This window comes from Paraburkholderia hiiakae (genome assembly GCF_904848665.1).
Taxonomy (GTDB): Bacteria; Pseudomonadota; Gammaproteobacteria; order Burkholderiales; family Burkholderiaceae; genus Paraburkholderia; species Paraburkholderia hiiakae.
In genome coordinates, this window is the sequence record NZ_CAJHCQ010000007.1 from 196619 (window position 1) to 217768 (window position 21150).

Genomic DNA, 21150 nt, shown 5'->3' on the forward strand with positions numbered 1-21150 from the left:
AGCGCGATCAAGCGCGATCAAACGGGCCGGCTCGCACAGAACCGGCCTGTCTCCGCTTTCACTTCCGATCTGTTTCAGTTCGAGACGTTTCCTTCGCTTAGCTCGACCGCTGAGAGCTTCCACGAGAAGAGCCCGTGACGCTGCAGGATGGCGGCATAGTGCTCGCCCGTACTGCCTCGGTCCCATGTGAGCGCAAATTCATTGAGACCGCGATAGCCGGCCGTGGTGACCGGCCGAGCCTCGGACGCGGGGTTGCCCGAGGCCGCTGGGGCCGGTGGCGCGGCGGTGGGCGGCGCCGATTGTGTGGATTCTGCCGGCTGTGCGCCAGATTCTGCGCCAGATTCCGCTGGCGGCGGCGCGTGCGGCCGGTCGCCAGGCTTGCCCGTTGGCGGCATGCCGTTCAGTAGAGCAGCCACGCCATCCGGTGTTGCGTAGGCATCCACGAGCGGACTGATTAGTGCCGCGCCAATCACGGCGCCGAGGATCAGCAGCGGATTGCTGCTGTGCTGCCCCTCGACGCGCCGCTGCAGCATTTCGCCAACCTGCTGCTTGAGGCTCAAACGTAGCGCTGGGTAATCGACGTACTCGTTGAGCGTGGCGGCGTCGCGAGCGTCGGCGGCGGCTTTCATGTGTTTCACCGCGATATAGGGCGACGCATAGGCGTAACCAAGCGCGGCAACAATCATGGCGACCGCAACGGTGATCGCGACGGGCTTCTTCCAGCCTGGGGTCTTACGTGGGGTCGAGAGAGATTCTGTCATCGGCATAGGGCAAATCGTTCAAACACGGTGTTGACCGCAAACCCGGCCAAACGATCCCGACCGTAACCTCTTCTCACATTTGAGCAGCGTATTCGCTCAATTCGGGCTTACTTCGCGAGCGCCCCAGGCAGGTCGCTTTGCTGCTCGGCAATGCAGCGGTCGATTGCGCGGCAGACCGCGTCAACCGTACCAACGAGGATGAGCCGCGACGGACCCTGATAGACGCGCACGGGCGCACGGCGCATGGGCTGTACGGTGTTGAGCGTGCTGTTGAGCGACACGCGCGCAAACGCCGGCTGAGCCGAGGGCAGCGCCGGCAGGTCGGCCGCGCTGGCCGCCACCATCTCCGGCGAGTCTTCGAAGAGCGAGCCGCTCAGTGCGGCGGCTGAATCGCGCACTTCGCGCACCGCGCACGAGGCGATTCCACGGAGGTGGCGAAGACGGCCGAATTGACGGAAGGGCAGCAAGCGGGCAAGGCGTTCCATGACTCTCTCCAGGTAGTGCGCAGACGGTGCGCAATCTGCAGGCAAATTGCAGGCAAATTGCGCGCAGACGGACTTCTTAGAATTCGGTGGGGCGGATCAGGCCGACCGCAATGCCTTCCAGCGCGAATTCCGCGCTGCCGGCCTCGACAAAAATATTGTCGTAGTCGGGGTTCTCGGCGATCAGTTCGAGCCCATTTGGACGGCGCTTCAGGCGCTTCACGGTGACGTCGTCGCCAAGGCGCGCCACGATGATTTGCCCGTCTTTCGCTTCGGCCTTCTTTTGCACGGCGAGGAGGTCGCCGTCGAAAATGCCGGCGTCGCGCATGGAAAGCCCGCGGACCTTCAGCAGATAGTCGGGACGGCTCGAGAAGAGCGCCGGGTCGCACATGTAGTTCTGCGAGATGTGCTCCTGCGCGAGGATCGGGCTACCCGCTGCAACGCGGCCAACGAGCGGCAGCGAGAGTTGCATGATGCTCGGGTGCGGGAGCGTGAACTGGTGCGGCAGGTCGTCGGGCCCCGGCATGAGGCGGATGCCGCGCGAGGCGCCCGCAGCCAGTTCGATCACGCCCTTGCGCGCCAGCGCGCGCAGATGCTCCTCAGCGGAGTTGGCCGAACTGAAGCCGAGTTCCGCCGCGATCTCGGCGCGCGTGGGCGGAAAGCCCGTGCGTTCGATGGCCCGGCGAACCAGATCGAAAACCTGCTGCTGTCGTGCGGTGAGTTTGGTCATGGCGCCACTGTATGTTTGAACAGGTAACTGTATTTTTATACAGTACTCGCCACTTTTCAAGTGTTACTTGAAGTTCGTCAACTGAGCGTTGCTATCAAGCCGCTTTCCCGTGTTTGCGCGGACGAAACCGCGCTCCAGCAGCGACTTCCTCTGTCCTTACCACTTTTGCGTATTAAAAAATGAGAAAACATCATTTTTAATAATGTAAGCAGATCGCTAGACTGGCCTCCATCGTTAGCTGCAATTCACAGATGAGCGCGAACGAGCACACACGAAAACGGAGAACAGATAGATGGGCACGACAAATACGGGGCGCGCGGGCTGGCTGAAAACACTGGCGGCAAAACTGGTGATCGGCGTGGCGCCGCTCGTCGGAGTCATGGCGATGGCGCCCGTGGCCGCTCACGCGGATACGTCGCTGCTCAACGTCTCCTACGATCCGACGCGCGAGTTGTACCAGGACATCAACGAGGCCTTTATCAAGCAGTGGAAGGCGAAGACGGGCGAAACGCTCACCATCAAGCAGTCGCATGGCGGCTCGGGTGCGCAGGCGCGCTCGGTGCTCGACGGCCTGCAGGCCGACGTCGTGACGCTCGCGCTGGCATGGGACATCGACGCGCTCGCCAATAAGGGCATCGTCGCGAAGGACTGGCAAAAGCGCCTGCCCGACAACGCCTCGCCGTACACGTCGACCATTGTGTTTCTCGTGCGCAAGGGCAACCCCAAACACATCAAGGACTGGGACGATCTGACCAAGCCGGGCGTCTCGATCGTCACGCCGAATCCGAAGACTTCGGGCGGCGCGCGCTGGAACTATCTCGCGGCGTGGGCATATGCGCTGCACCAGCCGGGCGGCAACGAGCAGAAGGCCAAGGACTTCGTCTCGAAGCTCTATAAGAACGCGGGCGTGCTCGACTCGGGCGCGCGCGGAGCGACGACGAGCTTTGTGCAGCGCGATATCGGCGATGTGCTGATCGCATGGGAGAACGAAGCATTCCTTTCGCTCAAGGAGTTCGGGCCGGACAAGTTCGAGATCGTGGTGCCTTCGGTGAGCATTCTGGCTGAGCCGCCGGTCGCGGTGGTGGACAAGGTCGTCGAAAAGAAGGGCACGCGCAAGGAGGCCGAGGCCTATCTGCAGTTCCTCTATAGCGAAGAGGGCCAGGAGATCGCCGCGAAGAACTTCTACCGTCCGCGTTCGGACAAGGTCCCGGCAGCGCTCACGGCGAAGTTTCCGAAGCTGAAGCTCTATACGGTTGACGACACGTTCGGCGGCTGGACCAACGCGCAGAAGACGCATTTTGCCGATGGCGGTGTGTTCGATTCGATCTATCAGCCGCAGTAAGTCACGCAGTACCGCAGTACCGGTCGACAGTCGATAACGACGCGACCGCATAACAACGAAGCGCGCCCACGGGCGCGCTTTTCGGCGCCGCCAGAGAACCCGGCCAGGCGCGCAACCCATGTCTGGACGATGAGCATGACAACGTTACGATTGCGCAAGCCCAGTGCGCTGCCTGGCTTCGGCTTGACGCTCGGCATCACGGTGGCTTACCTGAGCCTCGTGGTGCTCATTCCGCTTGCCGCCACCTTCCTCAAGACGGCGACGCTCGACTGGAGCCAGTTCGTGCGCGCCGTGTGGTCGCCGCGCGTGATCGCGTCGTACCGTCTCACGTTCACGGCCGCGCTCGGTGCTGCGCTCATCAACGCGGTGTTCGGCTTCCTGCTCGCGTGGGTGCTCGTGCGCTATACGTTCCCGTTCAAACGGGTGATCGATGCGCTCGTCGATCTGCCGTTCGCGCTGCCGACTTCCGTCGCGGGCATTTCGCTCGCTGCCGTGTATGCCGGCAATGGCTGGATCGGCCAGTTCCTTCAGCCGCTTGGGCTGAAGGTCGCGTTCACGCCGCTTGGCGTGCTCGTGGCGCTGACCTTCATCGGCTTGCCGTTCGTCGTGCGCACCGTGCAGCCGGTGCTCGAGGACTTCGAGCGCGAACAGGAGGAGGCCGCTGCGTGCCTTGGCGCCTCGCGCTGGCTCACGTTCCGCCGCGTCGTGCTGCCCGCGGTGCTGCCGGCGCTGCTCACCGGCTTCGCGCTCGCGTTCGCGCGCGCGCTGGGCGAGTACGGCTCGGTCATCTTCATCGCCGGCAACGTGCCGATGAAGTCGGAGATCACGTCGCTCCTCATCATCACGAAGCTCGAACAATACGATTACGCGGGCGCAACGGCGCTCGCCGTGATGATGCTCTGCGTCTCGTTCGTCATGCTGCTTCTCATCAATTCGCTGCAGTGGTATTTGCAACGCCGTACGAGCCGGGGCGTTTCGGCCGGCAGCGCGCCGAATGCCGTTGTGGGCGCAACCGTCGCGGGAGGTGCGCAATGAACACGCTGCCGCAACAACGAAGCACGCGCCGGCCGAACCCGGTCACCGAAGCGCCGTGGGTGCGCTGGCTCCTGACCGGCATCGCGCTCGCGTTTCTCGCGCTGTTTCTCGTGGTGCCGCTCGTCGCCGTGTTCTGGCAGGCGCTTTCGAAGGGCATTGGCTTCTACTTCACGTCGCTCGTCGACCCTGACGCGCTCTCCGCGATCAAGCTGACACTGATCACCGCGGCGATCGCAGTGCCGCTGAATCTGGCGTTCGGTCTCGCGGCTTCATGGGCGATCGCGAAGTTCGAGTTTCACGGCAAGGCGCTCCTCACCACGCTGATCGACCTGCCGTTTTCGGTCTCGCCGGTGATCTCGGGCCTCATCTACGTGTTGCTGTTCGGCGCGCAGGGCTGGCTCGGACCGTGGCTCGAAGACCATAACGTGCAGATCATCTTCGCGGTGCCGGGCATCGTGCTCGCCACGATCTTCGTGACGTTCCCGTTCGTCGCACGCGAGCTGATTCCGCTGATGCAGGCGCAAGGCAACGATGAAGAAGAGGCCGCGCACGTCCTGGGCGCCTCGGGCTGGCAGATGTTTCGCCGCGTGACGCTGCCCAATATCCGCTGGGGCCTGCTGTACGGCGTGATTCTTTGTAACGCGCGCGCGATGGGTGAGTTCGGTGCGGTTTCGGTGGTGTCGGGCCATATTCGCGGCCAGACCGATACGATGCCGCTGCACGTCGAGATCCTTTATAACGAGTACAACTTCGCGGCGGCCTTTGCCGTGGCATCGCTGCTCGCGTTGCTCGCGCTCGTCACGCTTGGCCTGAAGCTGCTCGCGGAGCGCCGCCTTTCGGCGCAACTGCGCAGCGCAGATGACATTCCCGCCTACGCCGGCCCGCAACCGGCGGCCGTGCAACACGTTTCACAACACGCAGCGCCTCGCGCCGTGCGCCAACCGATTCAAGTGGGGGAGCAGTAACCATGGGCATCACCGTCAGCAATCTGCAGAAGCGCTTCGGCGACTTCACCGCCCTCGACAACGTCTCGCTCGATTTTCCGCCGGGCGAACTGGTTGCGCTGCTCGGACCCTCCGGTTGTGGCAAGACCACGCTCCTGCGCGTGATCGCGGGCCTCGAATACGCCGACGCGGGCCAGGTCGTGCTGCAAGGCCAGGACGTGGGCGAGGTGGGCGCGCGCGAGCGTCAGGTGGGCTTCGTGTTCCAGCATTACGCGCTGTTCCGCCATATGACGGTATTCGAGAACGTGGCGTTCGGCTTGCGCGTGAAGCCGCGCGGCGAGCGGCCCTCGGAGGCCGTGATCCGTGAGAAGGTGCATGAGCTGCTCAAGCTCGTGCAGCTCGACTGGCTCGCCCAGCGCTATCCGTCCGAACTTTCGGGTGGCCAGCGTCAGCGCATCGCGCTGGCGCGCGCACTTGCCGTCGAGCCGAAGGTGCTGCTGCTCGACGAGCCGTTCGGCGCGCTCGACGCCAAGGTGCGCAAGGAGTTGCGCTCATGGCTGCGCCGCCTGCACGACGACCTGCACATCTCGACGATCTTCGTCACGCACGACCAGGAAGAAGCGCTCGAGGTGGCCGATCGCATCGTGGTGATGAATCATGGACATGTGGAGCAGGTGGGCAGCCCGCAGGACGTCTATGATCATCCGCAGACGGCTTTCGTCTACGAGTTTCTCGGCGCCGCGAACCGGCTGCGCGGCAGAGTGGACGCGCGCGGCTTCGTGGCCGAAGGCGCGGCGCAGCCGATTTCGGTGCACGCCAGCTTCGAAGGCCCGGCGCTCGCCTACGTGCGCCCGCACGACATCGTGCTGCACCGCGAAGCGAGCGATCACCGCGATGGCATTGTCGTCGACGTGCGCCGCGTGGTGACGCTGGGCGGCTCGGTGCGCGTGGAGCTGGAAAGCCGCACGGGCGGCGCGCTCGAAGCCGAACTCGACCGCGAGTCGTGGCGCGCGCTGGGGCTTACGGTTGGCCAGGGGGTGACGGCAGTGCCGCGCGGGCTGCGTGTTTTCCCGGCTTAAATTCGCGGCTTAAATTGCGGCGCAATGCGCGTTACAGTGCTCACATCGACAAAAAACGAATAATCGGTCAGCAGTCTCGGAGAGAAGACCATGAATTTTCAGCAGTTGCGTTTCGTGCGCGAAGCCGTGCGGCAGAACATGAACCTGACCGAAGTGGCGAATGTGCTGTACACGTCGCAGTCGGGCGTCTCCAAGCAGATCAAGGATCTCGAGGACGAACTCGGCGTGGACATCTTCATTCGCCGCGGCAAGCGCTTGACCGGCCTCACGGAGCCGGGCAAGGCGGTGCATCAGCTGATCGAGCGCATGCTGCTCGACGCCGAGAACCTGCGCCGCGTGGCGCGCCAGTTCGCAGACCAGGACAGCGGCCACCTCGTGGTCGCGACGACGCACACGCAGGCGCGTTATGCGCTGCCGAAGGTCGTCCACCAGTTCCGCGAAGTGTTTCCGAAAGTGCACCTCGCTCTGCGCCAGGGCAACCCGCAGCAGATCGCGCAGATGATCATCAACGGCGAGGCCGACATCGGCATCTCGACGGAGGCGCTCGACCGCTTCCCCGATATCGTCACGTTCCCGTGCTACTCGTGGCACCACGTGGTGGTGGTGCCGAAGACGCATCCGCTCGTGGGCCGCGAAAATCTCACGCTCGAAGACGTGGCCGAGTATCCGATCATTACCTACGACCAGGACTTCACGGGCCGCTCGCATATCGACCAGGCGTTCGCGAAAGCGGGCGTGGTGCCCGACGTGGTGCTGACCGCCATCGACGCGGACGTGATCAAGACCTATGTCGAACTCGGCATGGGTGTTGGCATCGTCGCGGCGATGGCCTACGACCCGAAGCGCGACAGCGAACTCGTCGCGCTCGACACGGAGCATCTGTTCGATGCGAGCACGACGCGAGTGGGCCTGCGCAAGGGCGCGTTCCTGCGCCAGTACGCGTACCGGCTCATCGAAATGTTCGCGCCGCAGCTCACCGAGCAGCAGATCTCGAGCCAGTTGCGCGAGGCAACCTGAAAAAGAGGGCCGATTTTCCCGGCGGGCGGCGGATCGCTTAAAATCGCCGCCATGAATACTTCCCCTTCCTCTTCCGCGGCACTGCCGCGCATCGCCGTGCTCGCCACGGGCGGCACCATCGCGGGCTCTGCTGCCGACGCGGCGAACACCGCAGGCTACCAGGCCGGCGTGATCGGCGTCGCGCAATTGCTCGCAGCCGTGCCGGGCCTCGACGCCATCGCGCAGATCCATGCCGAGCAGGTCGCGAGCGTCGACAGCAAGGACATGACGCTCGCGCTGTGGTCCACGCTCGCGCAGCGCGTGAACGAACTGCTGGCAAGCGACGAGATCGACGGGGTGGTGATCACGCACGGTACCGATACGCTCGAAGAAACCGCGTATCTGCTGCATCTTACGGTGAAGAGTGCGAAGCCGTGCGTCTTGACGGCAGCCATGCGGCCCGCCACGGCGCTTTCCGCCGACGGCCCGCTCAATCTTCTCAACGCCGTCACGCTCGCGGCGAACGCAGCGGCGGCGGGGCAAGGCGTGCTGGTGGCGTTCAATAACCGCATTCATTGCGCACGCGACGTCACGAAGGTGAGCACCTACGCGGTGGATGCGTTCCAGTCGCCCGAAATCGGCGCGCTGGGCTGGGTGCAGGATGGGCGCGTGGAATTCCAGCGCCGCGCGCTGCGCCCGCATACGGTCGATGCGCCGTTCACTGCGGCCGCGCAATGGCCGCAGGTCGAGATCGTGACGAGCTACGCGGGCGTGTCGCGCGCCGCGGTCGAAGCGCTCGTGGCCGCGGGTGTGGATGGGTTCGTCGTGGCTGGTACCGGCAACGGCTCGATTCACGGCGCGATGCAGCAGTCGCTGGCCGAGGCGGCCGCCAAGGGTGTGGCCGTCGTGCGTGCCTCGCGCGTCGGCTCGGGCCACGTGATGCACAACGGCGCGGCGAAGGACGACGCGCTCGGCTTCGTTTCTTCGGGCACGCTCAACCCGTACAAGGCGCGTGTGCTGTTGTTGCTCGCGCTCGCCGCAGGCATGACCGACAAGGCGGGGTTGCAGGACGTGTTCGACAGGTACTGAGCCACACAGCGCACAAAGAAAAACAGGCCTTGCGGATCACTCCGCAAGGCCTGTTTCGTTTCTGGCCGTGTTTTCGTGTGACCGGGCTTACTGCAGCGGCGGAATCACCAGCACCTGACCCGGATAGATCTTGTCCGGGCTCTTGAGCATCGGCGTGTTCGCCTGGAAGATCGCGTCGTTCTTCGCGCCGCTGCCGTAGTACTTCTCGGCGATCTTCCAGAGGTTGTCGCCGGAAACGACCGTGTGGTGCTGCGCTTCGGGCGCGGGGGTCGTCACGCTCATCTGGTCGTCGACCTTGTCGACGTTTTGCACGTTGCCGGCCGCGACAAGGATCTTCTCCTTCGTCGGCTGGTCGGCGGCGTTGCCGGTGACCGTCACGGTGTGCGAGACACCGTCGTAGGTCACGCCGAGGTTGTCGGCGTCGAGGCCTTGCGAGCGGATATAGGCCGCGATCGCGTCGCCGGCCTTCTGGTTCAGTGCGGCGAGATTCGCGGCGGGGTCTGCGGGTGCAGCAGCGGGTTCCGCGGCGGCGGCCGGCGCGGCCGTTGCGCCGAAGAGTTTTTCGCCTGCTTCCTTGATGAAATTGATAATGCCCATCGATCAGACTCCTTACGTGCTGGAAATGACTGGGTGGTCACGCGTCGCGTCCACCTTGACCCGTCTGCGTGACAGACGGATGAAAGCACGATTCTAGAAACGCGGCCGCGACGGCGTCCATCGGGGCGGCGTCAAAGAGTGTGAAACCTGGGAGAAAAGAGAAGGGAAAGAAAAACGGGTATCCGACACGCGGACACCCGATGACGACGTCTGACCGACCAAGGCTTCCCCGCCGTCACCGGGCGCCGCTTTCGGACCCCACTGGCCGCCCTCAGCCCAGAGCGGCACCGATTTGCCTCGCGACGGTTGCCGCCGCCGCGAAGCGCCCCACGGGAGGCGCGTGCGCTGTGGTCGTTGCGCACGCGCCGATATGCGTGATCCGCCTCTGCGGGCGGTCCGCGCGTTACGTCGCGCGAACCGCCGTCCTGCAACCGCTGAAATTCAGGCCACCTTGACTTGCGCTTGCGGTTCGGCGATCTCGAAGTTCGCCATGATTTCGAGCGCGCGGATCATGGCCGAGTGGTCCCAGGCTTTGCCGCCGTTCGCGGCGCACACGCTGAAGAGCTGCTGCGCGCTCGCGGTGTGCGGCAGCGCGATGCCCAGCTTGCGCGCGCCGTCGATCGCGAGGTTCAGGTCCTTCTGGTGCAATTCGATACGGAAGCCCGGATTGAACGTGCGCTTCGTCATGCGCTCGCCGTGCACTTCGAGAATGCGCGACGAAGCGAAGCCGCCCATGAGGGCCTTGCGCACGCGCTCGGGGTCGGCGCCCGAACGTGCCGCGAACAGCAGCGCTTCGGCCACGGCCTCGATGTTCAGCGCGACGATGATCTGGTTCGCGACCTTGCAGGTCTGGCCCGCGCCGTTGTCGCCGATGAGCGAAATGTTCTTGCCCATCAAGTCGAACAGCGGCTTGGCGAGATCGAACGACTTTTGCGGGCCGCCGACCATGATCGTGAGCGTGGCTTCGCGTGCGCCGACTTCACCGCCCGAGACCGGTGCGTCGAGATAGTCGCAGCCGAGCGCGTTGATCTGCCTGGCGAACTGTTGCGTTTCGAGCGGCGAGATCGAGCTCATGTCGATCACGAGCTTGCCAGTCGAAAGACCCTTGGCGACGCCGTCGTCGGCGAACAGGACGTTGGCGACATCAGGCGTGTCCGGCACCATCACGATGACGATGTCCGACACCTTCGCCACGGCCGTCGAATCGGCGACGACCTCGGTTTGCGTGCGCAGGTCGTCGGGCACCGGATACTTGCCGTTCACGGCGAGCGTGTGGCCGCCCTTGATAAGGTTGCGCGCCATATGCGCGCCCATGATGCCGAGTCCGATAAAGCCAATCTTTGCCATCTTGTGTGTCTCCGTTAAAGCGAATGCGTGAATGTGCGTCGTTGCGGGCGCGTAGTGACGTCGGATTACGCGCTCAGGCGAGTTCAGCGGTGCGCTGCTTCGCGCTGCGCAGCCAGCTGAGACCTTCGACGGTCGTCGTGCGCGGCTTGTACTCGCAGCCGATGTGACCTTCGTAGCCGAGCGAGTCGAGCAGATCGAACAGGAACGGGTAGTTGATTTCGCCCGTGCCGGGCTCGTTGCGGCCAGGATTGTCGGCGAGCTGGATGTGGGCGATCTTCGCGAAGTGCTTCTTCATCGTCGCGGCGAGTTCGCCTTCCATGCGCTGCATGTGATAGATGTCGTACTGCAGGAACAGGTTGTCCGAGCCGGTCTTTTCGATCACGTCGAGCGCTTCGGCGCTGCGGTTCAGCGCGAAGCCGGGAATGTCGTACGAGTTGCACGGCTCGACCAGCAGGCGGATGCCTTCTCGCTTGAGTTCGCCAGCGGCAAAGCGAAGGTTATCGACGATCGTGGCGAGCGCCGTCTCGCGATCGACGCCTGCCGTCGGAATGCCGACGAGGCAGTTGAGCTGCGGCACCTTCAGCGCCTTCGCGTACTCGATCGCTCGGCCGACGCCTTCCTGGAACTCGCCACGGCGATCGGGCAGGCAGGCAATGCCGCGCTCGCCCGCTTCCCAGTTGCCGGCGGGCAGATTGTGAAGCACGAGCTTCAGCCCGTTGACTTCGAGGCGCTCGGCCAGTTCAGCGGCCTTGTACGGATACGGGAACAGGAACTCCACGGCGTCGAAGCCCGCTTGCCTGGCCGCGGCAAAGCGGTCGAGGAAGGGCACTTCGTTGAACAGCATGGTGAGGTTCGCGGCGAATTTTGGCATGGTGCTGGGTCTCGCTGGTCGGTCAATGAGGGAAGTCAGGCGGGAATTCAGGCAGGCAGTGCGCCGATGCCGTGCGCGCTGCCTGTGCTGCGGTCATGCGTGCTCGCGTGCGCTCAGTCGAGGGCATTCAGCGCGCTGATGGCTGTCGGCGCGTGCTCGGGCTTTTCGGCCAGTTCTTCGAACTCGTTGATCGCGTCGATCTCGGTGCCCATCGCGATGTTGGTCACGCGCTCGAGAATCACTTCGACGACCACCGGCACGCTGAACTCGGCGGCGAGTGCCTGGGCTTGTTTGAGCGCCGGTGCGATTTCTTCGGGCTTGAACACGCGCAGCGCCTTGCAGCCGAGGCCTTGGGCGACCGTGACGTGATCGACGCCATAGCCGTTCACCTCAGGCGCATTGATGTTCTCGAACGCGAGCTGCACGCAGAAGTCCATGTCGAACGCGCGCTGCGCCTGGCGGATCAGGCCGAGATACGAGTTATTCACGACCACGTGCACGTACGGCAGCTTGAACTGTGCGCCCACGGCCAGCTCTTCGACCATGAACTGGAAGTCGTAGTCGCCCGAGAGCGCCACGATGGGACGCGTCGGATCGGCCGCGCGTACGCCGAGTGCCGCGGGAATCGTCCAGCCGAGCGGGCCCGCCTGGCCGCAGTTGATCCAGTTGCGTGCCTTGTACACGTGCAGGAACTGCGCGCCTGCGATCTGCGAAAGGCCGATGGTGCTCACGTAGCAGGTGTCGCGGCCGAACGCCTTGTTCATCTCTTCGTACACGCGTTGCGGCTTGATCGGCGTGTTCTCGAAGTGCGTCTTGCGAAGCATCGTGCGCTTGCGTTCCTGGCAGTCGGCCACCCACGCACGGCGGTCCTTCAACTTGCCCGCGGCCTTCCATTCCTGCGCGATTTCGACGAAGAGTTCGAGCGCGGCCTTCGCGTCCGACACGATGCCGAGATCCGGGCCGAACACGCGGCCGATCTGCGTCGGTTCGATATCGACGTGCACGAACTTGCGGCCCTTCGTATAGACCTCGACGCTGCCCGTATGACGGTTCGCCCAGCGGTTGCCGATGCCGAGCACGAAGTCGGAGGCGAGCATCGTGGCGTTGCCGTAGCGATGCGAGGTCTGCAGGCCGACCATGCCGGCCATGAGCGGGTGGTCGTCAGCAATCGCGCCCCACGACATGAGCGTCGGGATGACGGGCACGCCCACGGTTTCGGCGAACTTGACGAGCAGGTCTTCAGCCGCCGCGTTGAGCACGCCGCCGCCCGAGACGATCAGCGGCTTTTCGCTGGCGTTGAGCAGTTCGAGCGCGGCTTCGATCTGCTTGCGCGTCGCCTTCGGCTTGTAGACCGGCAGCGGCTCGTACGTGTCGATGTCGAATTCGATTTCGGCGAGTTGCACGTCGATGGGCAAATCGACCAGCACCGGACCCGGACGGCCCGAGCGCATCAGATGGAACGCCTGCTGGAACACGCGCGGCACGAGCGCCGGCTCGCGCACGGTGACGGCCCACTTGGTGACGGGCTTGGCGATCGACTCGATGTCGACGGCCTGGAAGTCTTCCTTGTAGAGGCGGGCGCGCGGCGCCTGGCCCGTGATCGCGAGGATCGGAATCGAATCGGCCTGCGCCGAGTAGAGGCCCGTGATCATGTCGGTGCCCGCGGGGCCCGAGGTGCCGATGCACACGCCAATGTTGCCGGGCGTGGCCCGCGTATACCCTTCGGCCATGTGCGAGGCGCCTTCGACGTGACGGGCCAGCACGTGGGTAATGCCGCCGGCTTTCTTCATCGCCGAATAGAACGGATTGATGGCTGCGCCCGGCACGCCGAAAGCGGTATCGATGCCTTCTTTTTCGAGCACCAGCACAGCGGCGTCGACGGCTCTCATTTTGGCCATGATTGTCTCCTGAATGTCTCGTATGCGAGGAATGGCGAAGCGTTGAGGCCCACTTTAGGGGCGCAGGAAAGGTTTGATAAGATCAGTCCAGGTCGTTTATTCCGAAACAAAAAGTATGGAATGCCCGTGGGGCGGGGCTTCCGCCTGGAAGGAGACACGCAATGGACCGCTTCAAGCAGATCGAAACCTTCGTGCGCGTAGCGGAAGCGGGCAGCCTCGCGGCCGCGGCGCTCGAGGAAGGCGTCTCGCCGGTGATCCTCGGGCGCCGTATCGACGCGCTGGAAAAGCGCCTGGGCGTGAAGCTCATTTACCGGTCGACGCGGCGGCTCGTGGTGAGCGAGGAGGGCGCGGCCTTTCTCGAGCGCTGCCGCGGCCTGCTCGCCGACTGGGACCAGGCCGAAAACGAGCTGTCCGCCGGGCGCCAGGTGGTGAGCGGCCATCTGATCGTCTCGGCGCCGGCCGCGTTCGGGCGCAAGCACGTTGCGCCGCTCGCGCCCGAGTTTCTCGCCGACAAGCCCGAACTCCAGGTCTCGTTCAATCTCACCGACCGCGTAGTCGATCTGGTGCGCGAGGGCTATGACCTGTCGATCCGCATTGGCGGCGCGGTGGATCCGAACTTCGTCGCCGTGAAGCTCGCCACGAACCGGCGCGTGGTGTGCGGCACGCCCGAGTATTTCCGCAAGCACGGGCGTCCGAAAACGCTCGAAGACCTGCCGAACCACAATTGCCTCGCGTTCAACCTGCAGGGCGGCCAGAACCGCGGCTGGTACTTCAGCCGCGGCGGCAAGCTCGTGACCGTGCGCGTGGGCGGCACGCTCGACTGCAACGACGGCGAACTGCTGCACCGCTGGGTGACCGAGAGCCTCGGCCTCGGCTGGCGGTCGACCTGGGAGATCGACGCCCAACTCGCGCGCGGCGAACTCGAAACCGTGCTCGACGAGTACGCGCTGCCGGATTACGACATCCTCGCGGTGTATCCGCAACAGCGCTATGTGCCCGCGCGCGTGCGCTATTTCATCGACTATCTCAAGGAGGTCTACGCGCGGCCAGGGTATTGGGCCGGCGCGTGACGACGCATTTCGATTTTATTTTTTTCGTTTTCGTACGCACAGAGCGGGAATAAACTGGCCCGAGCTTCGGTAGTGCGTGTGTGGCGGCCACTGTCGCGCAAGCCAGACGAAGACGCGAGGGGACAACGTGGGCGAATCCGCGTACGAGCAGGATGAGGCCGGGCGCAGCCGCCGCTTTCAGGCGCTGGCGCTGCCGCATCTCGATGCGGCCTACAACCTCGCGCGCTGGCTTTCGCGCAATCCGGGCGACGCGGACGATATCGTCCAGGAGGCGTTCCTGCGCGCGTTTCGCTTCTTCGACGCGTTTCGCGGCGACGAGGCCCGCCCGTGGCTTCTCGCGATCGTGCGGCGTGTCTGGTACGACGAATGGCGACGGCGCGCGGGCGCGGAAGAGGTAGCGCCGTTCGATGAGTTGCGCGACGACGCGCCGCTCGAAGGCTGGGAAACCGGCGGCGTCGATCCGGAGACGCTCGCGATCCGCGCCGAAGACACCCGCCACGTGCAGGACGCGCTGAGACGCCTGCCGGTGGAATATCGGGAAGTGCTGGTGCTGCGCGAGCTGGAGGAGCTGGGCTATCGCGAGATCGCGGCAATTGCCGATTTACCGATTGGCACCGTGATGTCGCGGCTCGCACGTGGCCGCAGACGTCTGGCGACGCTGCTGGCGGCGTACCGCGGCGGCGAGCGCGGCAGCGCTGGCGGCAGTGGCGCAGTCAGCGAGCCTGCAAGCGAATCAGTCCTCCGCGCCCATGGCTGCGCGGACGACAGAGCAGGAGTCGGGGGAAGCAATCAAGCCAGGAGACCATCCGGCCGGGGAAGCGGCGGTCGGTTCCGCGAGGAGCCGGCCGCCGACGGCGGAGCGCCATTGCGCTCTCGCACCGAAGGCCGAACGACGGAGGCGCCAGATGAACTGTAACGAAGCGCGCCCGCTGGTCGACGCGAGCGTCGATCGCGAACTCCCCGCAGCCGACGAATGGCGTGTGCGCGAACATCTCGCAGGTTGCGAGGCGTGCCGCCGTGTCGCCGACGACGCGCAGGCCATCTCCCAGATGATCCGCTCCGCACCCTATCACCGTGCGCCGCCAGGACTTGCTGCGCGTATCGTCGGGGCATTGCCGGCGACCGAAGCGACGCCTGCGAAGGCAACGCCATCGCCCGCTCCCGCGCGCGGCTCAGGCGGCTGGCGCGGTTGGCTGCGCAACGGGTGGCCGGGCAGGGGCGCAGGAGCGCAGGGCAGTGGTGGCTGGAGCGTTCCGGCCAGCGCCGGCCCGCATGCGGCCACGCTTGCGTGGTTCGGCTGCGCCGTACTGATCCTTTGTGCGCTGGCGGTGATCGCCACGTTGCACCTGGGCCGCCCGGCCGCTGAGACAGCCTTCGTTGATGATCTCGTGTCGAGCCACGTGCGCGCCCAGATCTCGGGCCGCGATATCGACGTGATATCGACCGACCGCCATACCGTAAAGCCATGGTTCAACGGCCGTATCGACTACGCGCCGCCCGTTTTCGATCTGGCGCAGCAGGGCTTTGCGCTGGCGGGTGGGCGCCTCGATTATGTGGGGCGCGAACGCGTCGCCGTACTCGTCTACCACTATCGGAAGCATGTGATCGACGTCTATGTGTTCCCGCCGGGCACGAGCGGACCGGCCGTCTCGGCCGCCGCGCCGTCGAGTTCGAGCGAAGGCTACGCGCTCCTGCGCTGGCAGGCGGCGGGCATGACCTGGTGGGCGGTGACGGACGCCGGTGCGGACGCGCTCGACGGCCTGCGCGCGGCGCTCGACGCCCGTCTCGCCGGCGGAGCGAGCGAGGCGGCCGGCAGCTAGGTTGTCGTCTCACATGGCGCGGCGGGGAGCATTCAAGGCGCTCACCACCGCGCAAGTCATTGAAAACACGCCCGAATCATCGCGCAAACGCACGATCTGCCTTGCGCGGGTAGCCCATCCGCGCTACAATCTTCGGCTTCTCACTTGCCGCACCGGTTCCGACGCCCGGGTGGCTTATATCCACAAGTCAGCACAAGGAGTGAATATGCGTCATTACGAAATCGTATTTATCGTGCACCCGGATCAAAGCGAGCAAGTGCCCGCGATGATCGAGCGTTACAAGAGCACGATCACCTCGCACGGTGGCCAGATCCACCGTATCGAAGACTGGGGCCGTCGCCAACTGGCCTACATGATCGAGAAACTCGCGAAGGCTCACTACGTCTGCATGAACATCGAATGCGACCAGACCACGCTCGACGAACTGGAACACGCGTTCAAGTTCAACGACGCTGTTCTGCGTCACCTCATCGTCAAGATGAAGAAGGCCGAAACCGGCCCGTCGCCGATGATGAAGGAAGTGCAGCGCGAAGAAGCCAAGAAGGCGGCTGCCCAGCCGACCGAAGCGCAGGCTTAAGTACACAAGCCATCAGGATTCAAGCTCATTTGCCTAAGTTAGCCCCGTGAACAGGCTGCAGCTTACGGCTAGCGTCGTCGAACGCGAACCGGTGCGGTACACCCCCGCCGGCGTTCCGATTGCAAGCGTGACGTTGCAGCACCGCACGGAGGTCGTCGAAGCCGGTATTCCCCGCTTCGTCGAACTCACGATGCCCGCGGTGGCGGCCGGCAAGGCCTGCGGTCTCGTAGAAAGTTGTGAGATGGGCGTGGAAGCGCTCTTCACCGGTTTTCTGGCGAAAAAGCACCGCAATGCGCGAACCCTGGTGTTTCACATCACCGAAATGCAAGGCACAGGAAAGGACTAATCATGCCCCGCCCGACTGGTAAGAAATTCGACAAGCGTCGTCAGCAACAAAACCCGCTCTTCAAGCGCAAGAAGTTCTGCCGCTTCACGGCTGCAAACGTCGAACAAATCGACTACAAGGACCTCGATACGCTGAAGGACTTCATCGGCGAAAACGGCAAGATCACGCCGGCTCGTCTGACGGGTACGAAGGCCCACTATCAGCGTCAGCTGGACACGGCTATCAAGCGCGCGCGTTTCCTCGCGCTGATGCCGTACACCGACCAGCACAAGGCCTAACAAGACGACGCGATAAGGAGCAATAGAATGCAGATCATTCTTCTGGAAAAAGTCGTCAACTTGGGTAACCTCGGCGACATCGTTAAGGTGAAGGACGGTTACGCACGTAACTTCCTGATCCCGAACAAGAAGGCACGCCGTGCAACGAAGGACGCAATCGCTGAATTCGAAGTTCGCCGCGCTGAACTCGAAAAGGCCGCCGCTGAAAAGCTGGTAGCTGCGCAAGCCGAAGGCGAAAAGCTGAACGGCCTGACCGTTCAGATCGGCCAGAAGGCTGGTGTGGACGGCCGTCTGTTCGGTTCGGTCACGAACGCGGACATCGCCGTTGCACTCACGAAGCAAGGCTTCGCAGTGGAAAAGGCGCAAGTGCGTCTGCCGGAAGGTCCGCTGAAGATGGTGGGCGACCACCCGGTGCACGTTTCGCTGCACACGGACGTCCTCGTCGACGTCACGGTGTCGGTGCTGGGCGAGCACGCCTAAGTACCCACGTGCGGTCCTTTCGGGCCGCGCGCGGTGTGACGCCGCATTCGGCGCCGCATTTGACGCAAGACTCAGGAAGGGCAGGAGCCGCAGGGCTTCTGCCTTTTTTGTTGCGCGCTGTCTGGACGCTCGTTGCGAGTTTTCACGCTTGTTCGAGGCACCCCCTTGTCCGATAATTGCCCTCCATGAACGCTCCGAAAGATCCCCAACTCGACTCGCTGAAAGTCCCGCCGCATTCGATCGAAGCCGAGCAATCGGTGCTCGGCGGCCTGCTGCTGGATAACGCCGCATGGGATCGGATTGCCGACTTCCTCTCGCAAAGCGACTTCTACCGCTACGATCACCGCATCATCTTCGAGCACATTGGCCGGCTGATCGCGGCCACGCGTCCGGCTGACGTGGTGACGGTGTACGAGGCGCTCGGCACCTCGGGCAAAGCGGATGACGTGGGCGGCCTCGCGTACCTGAACGCGCTCGCGCAGAACACGCCGAGCGCCGCGAACATCCGCCGCTACGCGGAAATCGTGCGAGACCGCGCGGTGCTGCGCCGCCTCGTTTCGGTCGCTGACGAGATTTCCGCCGACGCCTTCAACCCGCAGGGCAAGGAAGTGCGCCAACTGCTCGACGAGGCTGAGTCGAAGGTGTTCTCGATCGCCGAAGACGGCGCGCGCGGCACCCAGGGCTTCCTCGAGATCGGGCCGCTGCTTACGCAGGTCGTGGAGCGTATCGACACGCTCTATCACACGGCCAACCCGAGCGACGTGACGGGTACCCCCACAGGCTTCATGGATCTCGATCGCATGACTTCGGGCATGCACGGCGGCGAGTTGATCATCGTGGCAGGGCGCCCGTCGATGGGTAAGACCGCCTTCTCGATGAACATCGGCGAGTACGTGGCCGTGGAATACGGGCTGCCGGTGGCCGTGTTCTCGATGGAAATGCCGGGCACGCAGCTCATCATGCGTATGCTCGGGTCGGTGGGGCGTCTGGATCAGCACCGTATGCGTACGGGCCGGCTGACCGATGAGGACTGGCCGAAGCTCACGCACGCCGTGCAGAAAATGAGCGAGGCGCAGATCTTCATCGACGAAACGGGCGGCCTGAACCCGATGGAATTGCGCTCGCGCGCGCGGCGTCTGTCGCGCCAGTGCGGCAAGCTCGGGCTCATCATCATCGACTACTTGCAGCTTATGAGCGGCTCGTCCTCGGGCGAAAACCGGGCCACCGAAATTTCTGAAATTTCGCGCTCGCTCAAGAGCCTCGCGAAGGAACTGGACGTGCCCGTGATCGCGCTGTCTCAGCTGAACCGCGGTCTGGAGCAGCGCCCGAACAAGCGACCGGTGATGTCGGATCTGCGCGAATCGGGCGCTATTGAACAGGATGCGGACGTCATTCTGTTCATCTATCGCGACGAAGTCTACAACCCCGACAGCCCCGACAAGGGGACGGCCGAAATCATCATCGGCAAGCAGCGTAACGGTCCGATCGGACCCGTTCGCCTCACGTTCCATGGTCAATACACGAAGTTCGATAATTTTGCCGGGGCGCAGACCTTCTACGGCGAATAAGGCGATTGTTTGCGCGGCTTGCGCCAAAGTGGCGCAAATGCCGCTGCGGCGTCCGCCGATCCATGCGGTGGCTCTCTCCTGACGATACAATGTTGCCGTTTTATGACGGTTAGCTTTGTCGCTTATTTTGCCGCCTATTTTGCCGCTTACTGACGGCAATCCGAGACCAATTTCCGGGATACCAATGTTCGGTCGATTCATGCCCACCGAGGGCAAGTTCTTCGAAATTTTCAACGCACATGCGAAATGCATCGTTTCCGCGAGCCGCGAACTCGAACTTCTGATCGATAACCTCGCTGACGCCGAAGTACACAAGCAGAACGTGCAGGTTGCCGAAAAGGCCGCCGACAAGCTCACGCACGAGGCGATCGACCTGCTGCACAAGACCTTCATCACGCCGCTCGACCGCGACGAGATCCACAAGCTGATCACGACGATGGACGACTGCCTCGACCTCATGGAGGACGTCGCCACGGCCATTTCGCTCTACGACGTGCAAGCCGTGACCGCCGAGGCAAGTCAACTGGCGCACGTGGTGACGGCCACGGCCGAGCGCGTGCAACTGGCGGTGGGGCTTCTCTCCGACATGAAGCAGGCGCGCGAAATCCTCAGGGCTTGCGAGGACATCGATCGCCTCGAATCCGATGCCGACCGCCTGTTGCGCTCCGCCATCTCGAAGCTTTTCCGCGAGGAGGACAACGTCAAGACGCTGATCAAGCTGAAGGCGATCTACGAACTGCTCGAAGCGATCACGGACAAGTGCGAGGATGTCGCGAACATCATCGAAGGCATCGTGCTAGAGAACGCCTGAGCGGACTGCGATGCAATCGATACAACTCGCCCTCTGGGCGGTCGCGACGCTGGTCGCCATCGCTCTCATCTTCGACTTCATGAACGGCTTTCACGATGCGGCGAATTCCATCGCCACGGTCGTGTCCACGGGCGTTCTGAAGCCGCAGCAGGCGGTGGCGTTTGCCGCCATGTTCAACGTGATCGCCTATTTCGTGTTCCACCTGAAGGTGGCGCAGACGGTGGGCAAAGGCACGATCGACCCCGATATCGTCGATCACTACGTGGTGTTCGGCGCGCTGATGGGCGCGATCGGCTGGAACGTGCTTACGTGGTACTACGGCATTCCGTCGAGTTCCTCGCACGCGCTGATCGGCGGTCTCGTGGGCGCGGCGCTCGCGAAGTCGGGTTGGGCCTCGCTCAATTTCGACGGCCTGATGAAGACCGTGGCGTTCATCTTCATCTCGCCGCTGCTCGGTTTCATACTAGGGTCGTTCTTCATGCTCACGGTGTCGTGGCTGTACTTCCGGACACCGCCAAGCAAGGTCGACCGGCGCTTCAGGCGCCTGCAGCTCATTTCCGCGAGCCTCTATAGCCTCGGCCACGGCGGCAACGATGCGCAGAAGACCATCGGCATCATCTGGATGCTGCTGATCGCAACGGGCTACTCGGCGATCGGCTCGGACGCGCCGCCCATCTGGGTGATCGGCGGCTGCTATCTGTCAATGGGTCTCGGCACGCTGTTCGGCGGCTGGCGCATCGTGCGCACGATGGGTCAGAAGATCACCAAGCTCAAGCCGGTGGGCGGTTTCTGCGCGGAGGCGGGCGGGGCGCTCACGCTCTTCACGGCTTCGTGGATGGGCATTCCCGTTTCGACCACGCACACGATCACCGGCGCGATTGTCGGCGTTGGTGCGACGCAGAAGCTCAGCGCGGTGCGCTGGGGGGTGGCGGGCAACATCGTGTGGGCCTGGGTGCTGACCATACCGGCCTCGGCCACGCTGGCCGCGGCTGCCTGGTGGCTCGGTCACCGCTTCATGTAAAACCTGCG

At 64.0% G+C, this 21150-nt stretch carries 23 protein-coding genes; 16 read left to right on the top strand and 7 right to left on the bottom strand.

The features are described from left to right. Window positions 1-74: 74 nt before the first annotated feature. The 3 genes from JMY28_RS15805 to lexA form a co-directional block, all read right to left on the bottom strand. Entirely contained in the window at window positions 75-767 is a 693-nt protein-coding gene (locus tag JMY28_RS15805) for a DUF2939 domain-containing protein (protein WP_236596886.1), read from the bottom strand. Between the two features lie 101 nt (window positions 768-868). After that, window positions 869-1246 (bottom strand): hypothetical protein, encoded by a 378-nt coding sequence (locus JMY28_RS15810; RefSeq protein WP_201696867.1) that lies wholly within the window; start codon window positions 1244-1246, stop codon window positions 869-871. A gap of 76 nt (window positions 1247-1322) precedes the next feature. Further along, window positions 1323-1973: a transcriptional repressor LexA gene (gene lexA, locus JMY28_RS15815; protein ID WP_201696868.1), complete on the bottom strand. Its 651-nt coding sequence runs from the start codon at window positions 1971-1973 to the stop codon at window positions 1323-1325. A 292-nt stretch (window positions 1974-2265) separates the two neighbouring features. On the opposite strand from lexA, the gene JMY28_RS15820 reads away from it, so the two are divergent. The 6 genes from JMY28_RS15820 (at window position 2266) to JMY28_RS15845 (ending at window position 8458) form a co-directional block, all read left to right on the top strand. Continuing rightward, a complete protein-coding gene (locus JMY28_RS15820; RefSeq protein ID WP_201696869.1) occupies window positions 2266-3315 on the top strand; it encodes a sulfate ABC transporter substrate-binding protein in 1050 nt (349 codons plus the stop codon). Window positions 3316-3450: 135 nt separating this feature from the next. Next, on the top strand, window positions 3451-4350 hold the full coding sequence (gene cysT, locus JMY28_RS15825) for a sulfate ABC transporter permease subunit CysT (protein WP_201696870.1): 900 nt from the start codon (window positions 3451-3453) through the stop codon (window positions 4348-4350). Continuing rightward, entirely contained in the window at window positions 4347-5315 is a 969-nt protein-coding gene (gene cysW / locus JMY28_RS15830; protein WP_201696871.1) for a sulfate ABC transporter permease subunit CysW, read from the top strand. The genes cysT and cysW overlap by 4 nt, the downstream gene beginning before the upstream one ends. Window positions 5316-5317: 2 nt before the next feature. After that, window positions 5318-6373, top strand: coding sequence for a sulfate/molybdate ABC transporter ATP-binding protein (locus JMY28_RS15835; protein WP_201696872.1), 1056 nt, complete (start codon window positions 5318-5320; stop codon window positions 6371-6373). A gap of 90 nt (window positions 6374-6463) precedes the next feature. Further along, window positions 6464-7390: a CysB family HTH-type transcriptional regulator gene (locus JMY28_RS15840; protein ID WP_201696873.1), complete on the top strand. Its 927-nt coding sequence runs from the start codon at window positions 6464-6466 to the stop codon at window positions 7388-7390. Window positions 7391-7441: 51 nt separating this feature from the next. Beyond that, window positions 7442-8458: an asparaginase gene (locus JMY28_RS15845; protein WP_201696874.1), complete on the top strand. Its 1017-nt coding sequence runs from the start codon at window positions 7442-7444 to the stop codon at window positions 8456-8458. Window positions 8459-8545: 87 nt separating this feature from the next. Here the strand turns inward: JMY28_RS15845 and lysM are convergent, their stop codons facing one another. The 4 genes from lysM to gcl all read right to left on the bottom strand — a co-directional run bounded on the left by lysM (window position 8546) and on the right by gcl (window position 13171). Next, the gene (gene lysM / locus JMY28_RS15850; RefSeq protein ID WP_201696875.1) at window positions 8546-9055 is read right to left on the bottom strand and encodes a peptidoglycan-binding protein LysM; all 510 of its coding nucleotides are present in this window, start codon (window positions 9053-9055) and stop codon (window positions 8546-8548) included. Between the two features lie 441 nt (window positions 9056-9496). Further along, the gene (locus tag JMY28_RS15855; protein WP_201696876.1) at window positions 9497-10402 is read right to left on the bottom strand and encodes a 2-hydroxy-3-oxopropionate reductase; all 906 of its coding nucleotides are present in this window, start codon (window positions 10400-10402) and stop codon (window positions 9497-9499) included. Window positions 10403-10475: 73 nt separating this feature from the next. Then, the gene (gene hyi, locus JMY28_RS15860) at window positions 10476-11273 is read right to left on the bottom strand and encodes a hydroxypyruvate isomerase (RefSeq protein ID WP_201696877.1); all 798 of its coding nucleotides are present in this window, start codon (window positions 11271-11273) and stop codon (window positions 10476-10478) included. Between the two features lie 113 nt (window positions 11274-11386). Continuing rightward, entirely contained in the window at window positions 11387-13171 is a 1785-nt protein-coding gene (gcl, locus tag JMY28_RS15865; protein WP_201696878.1) for a glyoxylate carboligase, read from the bottom strand. 161 nt (window positions 13172-13332) lie between these two features. On the opposite strand from gcl, the gene JMY28_RS15870 reads away from it, so the two are divergent. The 10 genes from JMY28_RS15870 (at window position 13333) to JMY28_RS15915 (ending at window position 21142) form a co-directional block, all read left to right on the top strand. After that, a complete protein-coding gene (locus tag JMY28_RS15870; RefSeq protein ID WP_069267540.1) occupies window positions 13333-14241 on the top strand; it encodes a substrate binding domain-containing protein in 909 nt (302 codons plus the stop codon). A gap of 127 nt (window positions 14242-14368) precedes the next feature. Next, window positions 14369-15157: an RNA polymerase sigma factor gene (locus JMY28_RS15875; RefSeq protein ID WP_201696879.1), complete on the top strand. Its 789-nt coding sequence runs from the start codon at window positions 14369-14371 to the stop codon at window positions 15155-15157. After that, window positions 15147-16061: an anti-sigma factor family protein gene (locus JMY28_RS15880; protein ID WP_201696880.1), complete on the top strand. Its 915-nt coding sequence runs from the start codon at window positions 15147-15149 to the stop codon at window positions 16059-16061. Before JMY28_RS15875 ends, JMY28_RS15880 begins: the two co-directional genes overlap by 11 nt. Window positions 16062-16266: 205 nt before the next feature. Continuing rightward, window positions 16267-16638 carry a 30S ribosomal protein S6 gene (gene rpsF, locus JMY28_RS15885; RefSeq protein WP_027818337.1) on the top strand — a complete coding sequence of 124 codons (372 nt, stop codon included), beginning with the start codon at window positions 16267-16269 and terminating at the stop codon, window positions 16636-16638. A 46-nt stretch (window positions 16639-16684) separates the two neighbouring features. Then, on the top strand, window positions 16685-16984 hold the full coding sequence (priB, locus tag JMY28_RS15890) for a primosomal replication protein N (protein WP_028204898.1): 300 nt from the start codon (window positions 16685-16687) through the stop codon (window positions 16982-16984). 2 nt (window positions 16985-16986) lie between these two features. After that, a complete protein-coding gene (gene rpsR / locus JMY28_RS15895; RefSeq protein WP_027797225.1) occupies window positions 16987-17262 on the top strand; it encodes a 30S ribosomal protein S18 in 276 nt (91 codons plus the stop codon). A gap of 27 nt (window positions 17263-17289) precedes the next feature. Further along, entirely contained in the window at window positions 17290-17742 is a 453-nt protein-coding gene (gene rplI / locus JMY28_RS15900) for a 50S ribosomal protein L9 (RefSeq protein WP_201696881.1), read from the top strand. Between the two features lie 185 nt (window positions 17743-17927). Then, window positions 17928-19310 (top strand): replicative DNA helicase, encoded by a 1383-nt coding sequence (locus tag JMY28_RS15905; RefSeq protein ID WP_158757915.1) that lies wholly within the window; start codon window positions 17928-17930, stop codon window positions 19308-19310. Between the two features lie 184 nt (window positions 19311-19494). Next, complete coding sequence (locus JMY28_RS15910; RefSeq protein WP_201696882.1) at window positions 19495-20121, top strand: DUF47 domain-containing protein; 627 nt, start codon at window positions 19495-19497, stop codon at window positions 20119-20121. 10 nt (window positions 20122-20131) lie between these two features. Then, window positions 20132-21142, top strand: coding sequence for an inorganic phosphate transporter (locus tag JMY28_RS15915; protein WP_201696883.1), 1011 nt, complete (start codon window positions 20132-20134; stop codon window positions 21140-21142). The last annotated feature ends 8 nt before the right edge of the window (window positions 21143-21150 follow it).

What these genes read in the sequence shown, in the direction of transcription:
- JMY28_RS15805 (WP_236596886.1), bottom strand. Translation starts at nt 767, where the DNA reads ATGCCGATGACAGAATCTCTCTCGACCCCACGTAAGACCCCAGGCTGG.
- cysW (WP_201696871.1), top strand. Translation starts at nt 4,347, where the DNA reads ATGAACACGCTGCCGCAACAACGAAGCACGCGCCGGCCGAACCCGGTC.
- JMY28_RS15905 (WP_158757915.1), top strand. Translation starts at nt 17,928, where the DNA reads ATGAACGCTCCGAAAGATCCCCAACTCGACTCGCTGAAAGTCCCGCCG.
- gcl (WP_201696878.1), bottom strand. Translation starts at nt 13,171, where the DNA reads ATGGCCAAAATGAGAGCCGTCGACGCCGCTGTGCTGGTGCTCGAAAAA.
- JMY28_RS15915 (WP_201696883.1), top strand. Translation starts at nt 20,132, where the DNA reads ATGCAATCGATACAACTCGCCCTCTGGGCGGTCGCGACGCTGGTCGCC.
- JMY28_RS15910 (WP_201696882.1), top strand. Translation starts at nt 19,495, where the DNA reads ATGTTCGGTCGATTCATGCCCACCGAGGGCAAGTTCTTCGAAATTTTC.
- JMY28_RS15810 (WP_201696867.1), bottom strand. Translation starts at nt 1,246, where the DNA reads ATGGAACGCCTTGCCCGCTTGCTGCCCTTCCGTCAATTCGGCCGTCTT.
- JMY28_RS15855 (WP_201696876.1), bottom strand. Translation starts at nt 10,402, where the DNA reads ATGGCAAAGATTGGCTTTATCGGACTCGGCATCATGGGCGCGCATATG.
- JMY28_RS15820 (WP_201696869.1), top strand. Translation starts at nt 2,266, where the DNA reads ATGGGCACGACAAATACGGGGCGCGCGGGCTGGCTGAAAACACTGGCG.
- lexA (WP_201696868.1), bottom strand. Translation starts at nt 1,973, where the DNA reads ATGACCAAACTCACCGCACGACAGCAGCAGGTTTTCGATCTGGTTCGC.
- rpsR (WP_027797225.1), top strand. Translation starts at nt 16,987, where the DNA reads ATGCCCCGCCCGACTGGTAAGAAATTCGACAAGCGTCGTCAGCAACAA.
- cysT (WP_201696870.1), top strand. Translation starts at nt 3,451, where the DNA reads ATGACAACGTTACGATTGCGCAAGCCCAGTGCGCTGCCTGGCTTCGGC.
- rplI (WP_201696881.1), top strand. Translation starts at nt 17,290, where the DNA reads ATGCAGATCATTCTTCTGGAAAAAGTCGTCAACTTGGGTAACCTCGGC.
- lysM (WP_201696875.1), bottom strand. Translation starts at nt 9,055, where the DNA reads ATGGGCATTATCAATTTCATCAAGGAAGCAGGCGAAAAACTCTTCGGC.
- hyi (WP_201696877.1), bottom strand. Translation starts at nt 11,273, where the DNA reads ATGCCAAAATTCGCCGCGAACCTCACCATGCTGTTCAACGAAGTGCCC.
- rpsF (WP_027818337.1), top strand. Translation starts at nt 16,267, where the DNA reads ATGCGTCATTACGAAATCGTATTTATCGTGCACCCGGATCAAAGCGAG.
- JMY28_RS15880 (WP_201696880.1), top strand. Translation starts at nt 15,147, where the DNA reads ATGAACTGTAACGAAGCGCGCCCGCTGGTCGACGCGAGCGTCGATCGC.
- JMY28_RS15870 (WP_069267540.1), top strand. Translation starts at nt 13,333, where the DNA reads ATGGACCGCTTCAAGCAGATCGAAACCTTCGTGCGCGTAGCGGAAGCG.
- JMY28_RS15840 (WP_201696873.1), top strand. Translation starts at nt 6,464, where the DNA reads ATGAATTTTCAGCAGTTGCGTTTCGTGCGCGAAGCCGTGCGGCAGAAC.
- JMY28_RS15835 (WP_201696872.1), top strand. Translation starts at nt 5,318, where the DNA reads ATGGGCATCACCGTCAGCAATCTGCAGAAGCGCTTCGGCGACTTCACC.
- JMY28_RS15845 (WP_201696874.1), top strand. Translation starts at nt 7,442, where the DNA reads ATGAATACTTCCCCTTCCTCTTCCGCGGCACTGCCGCGCATCGCCGTG.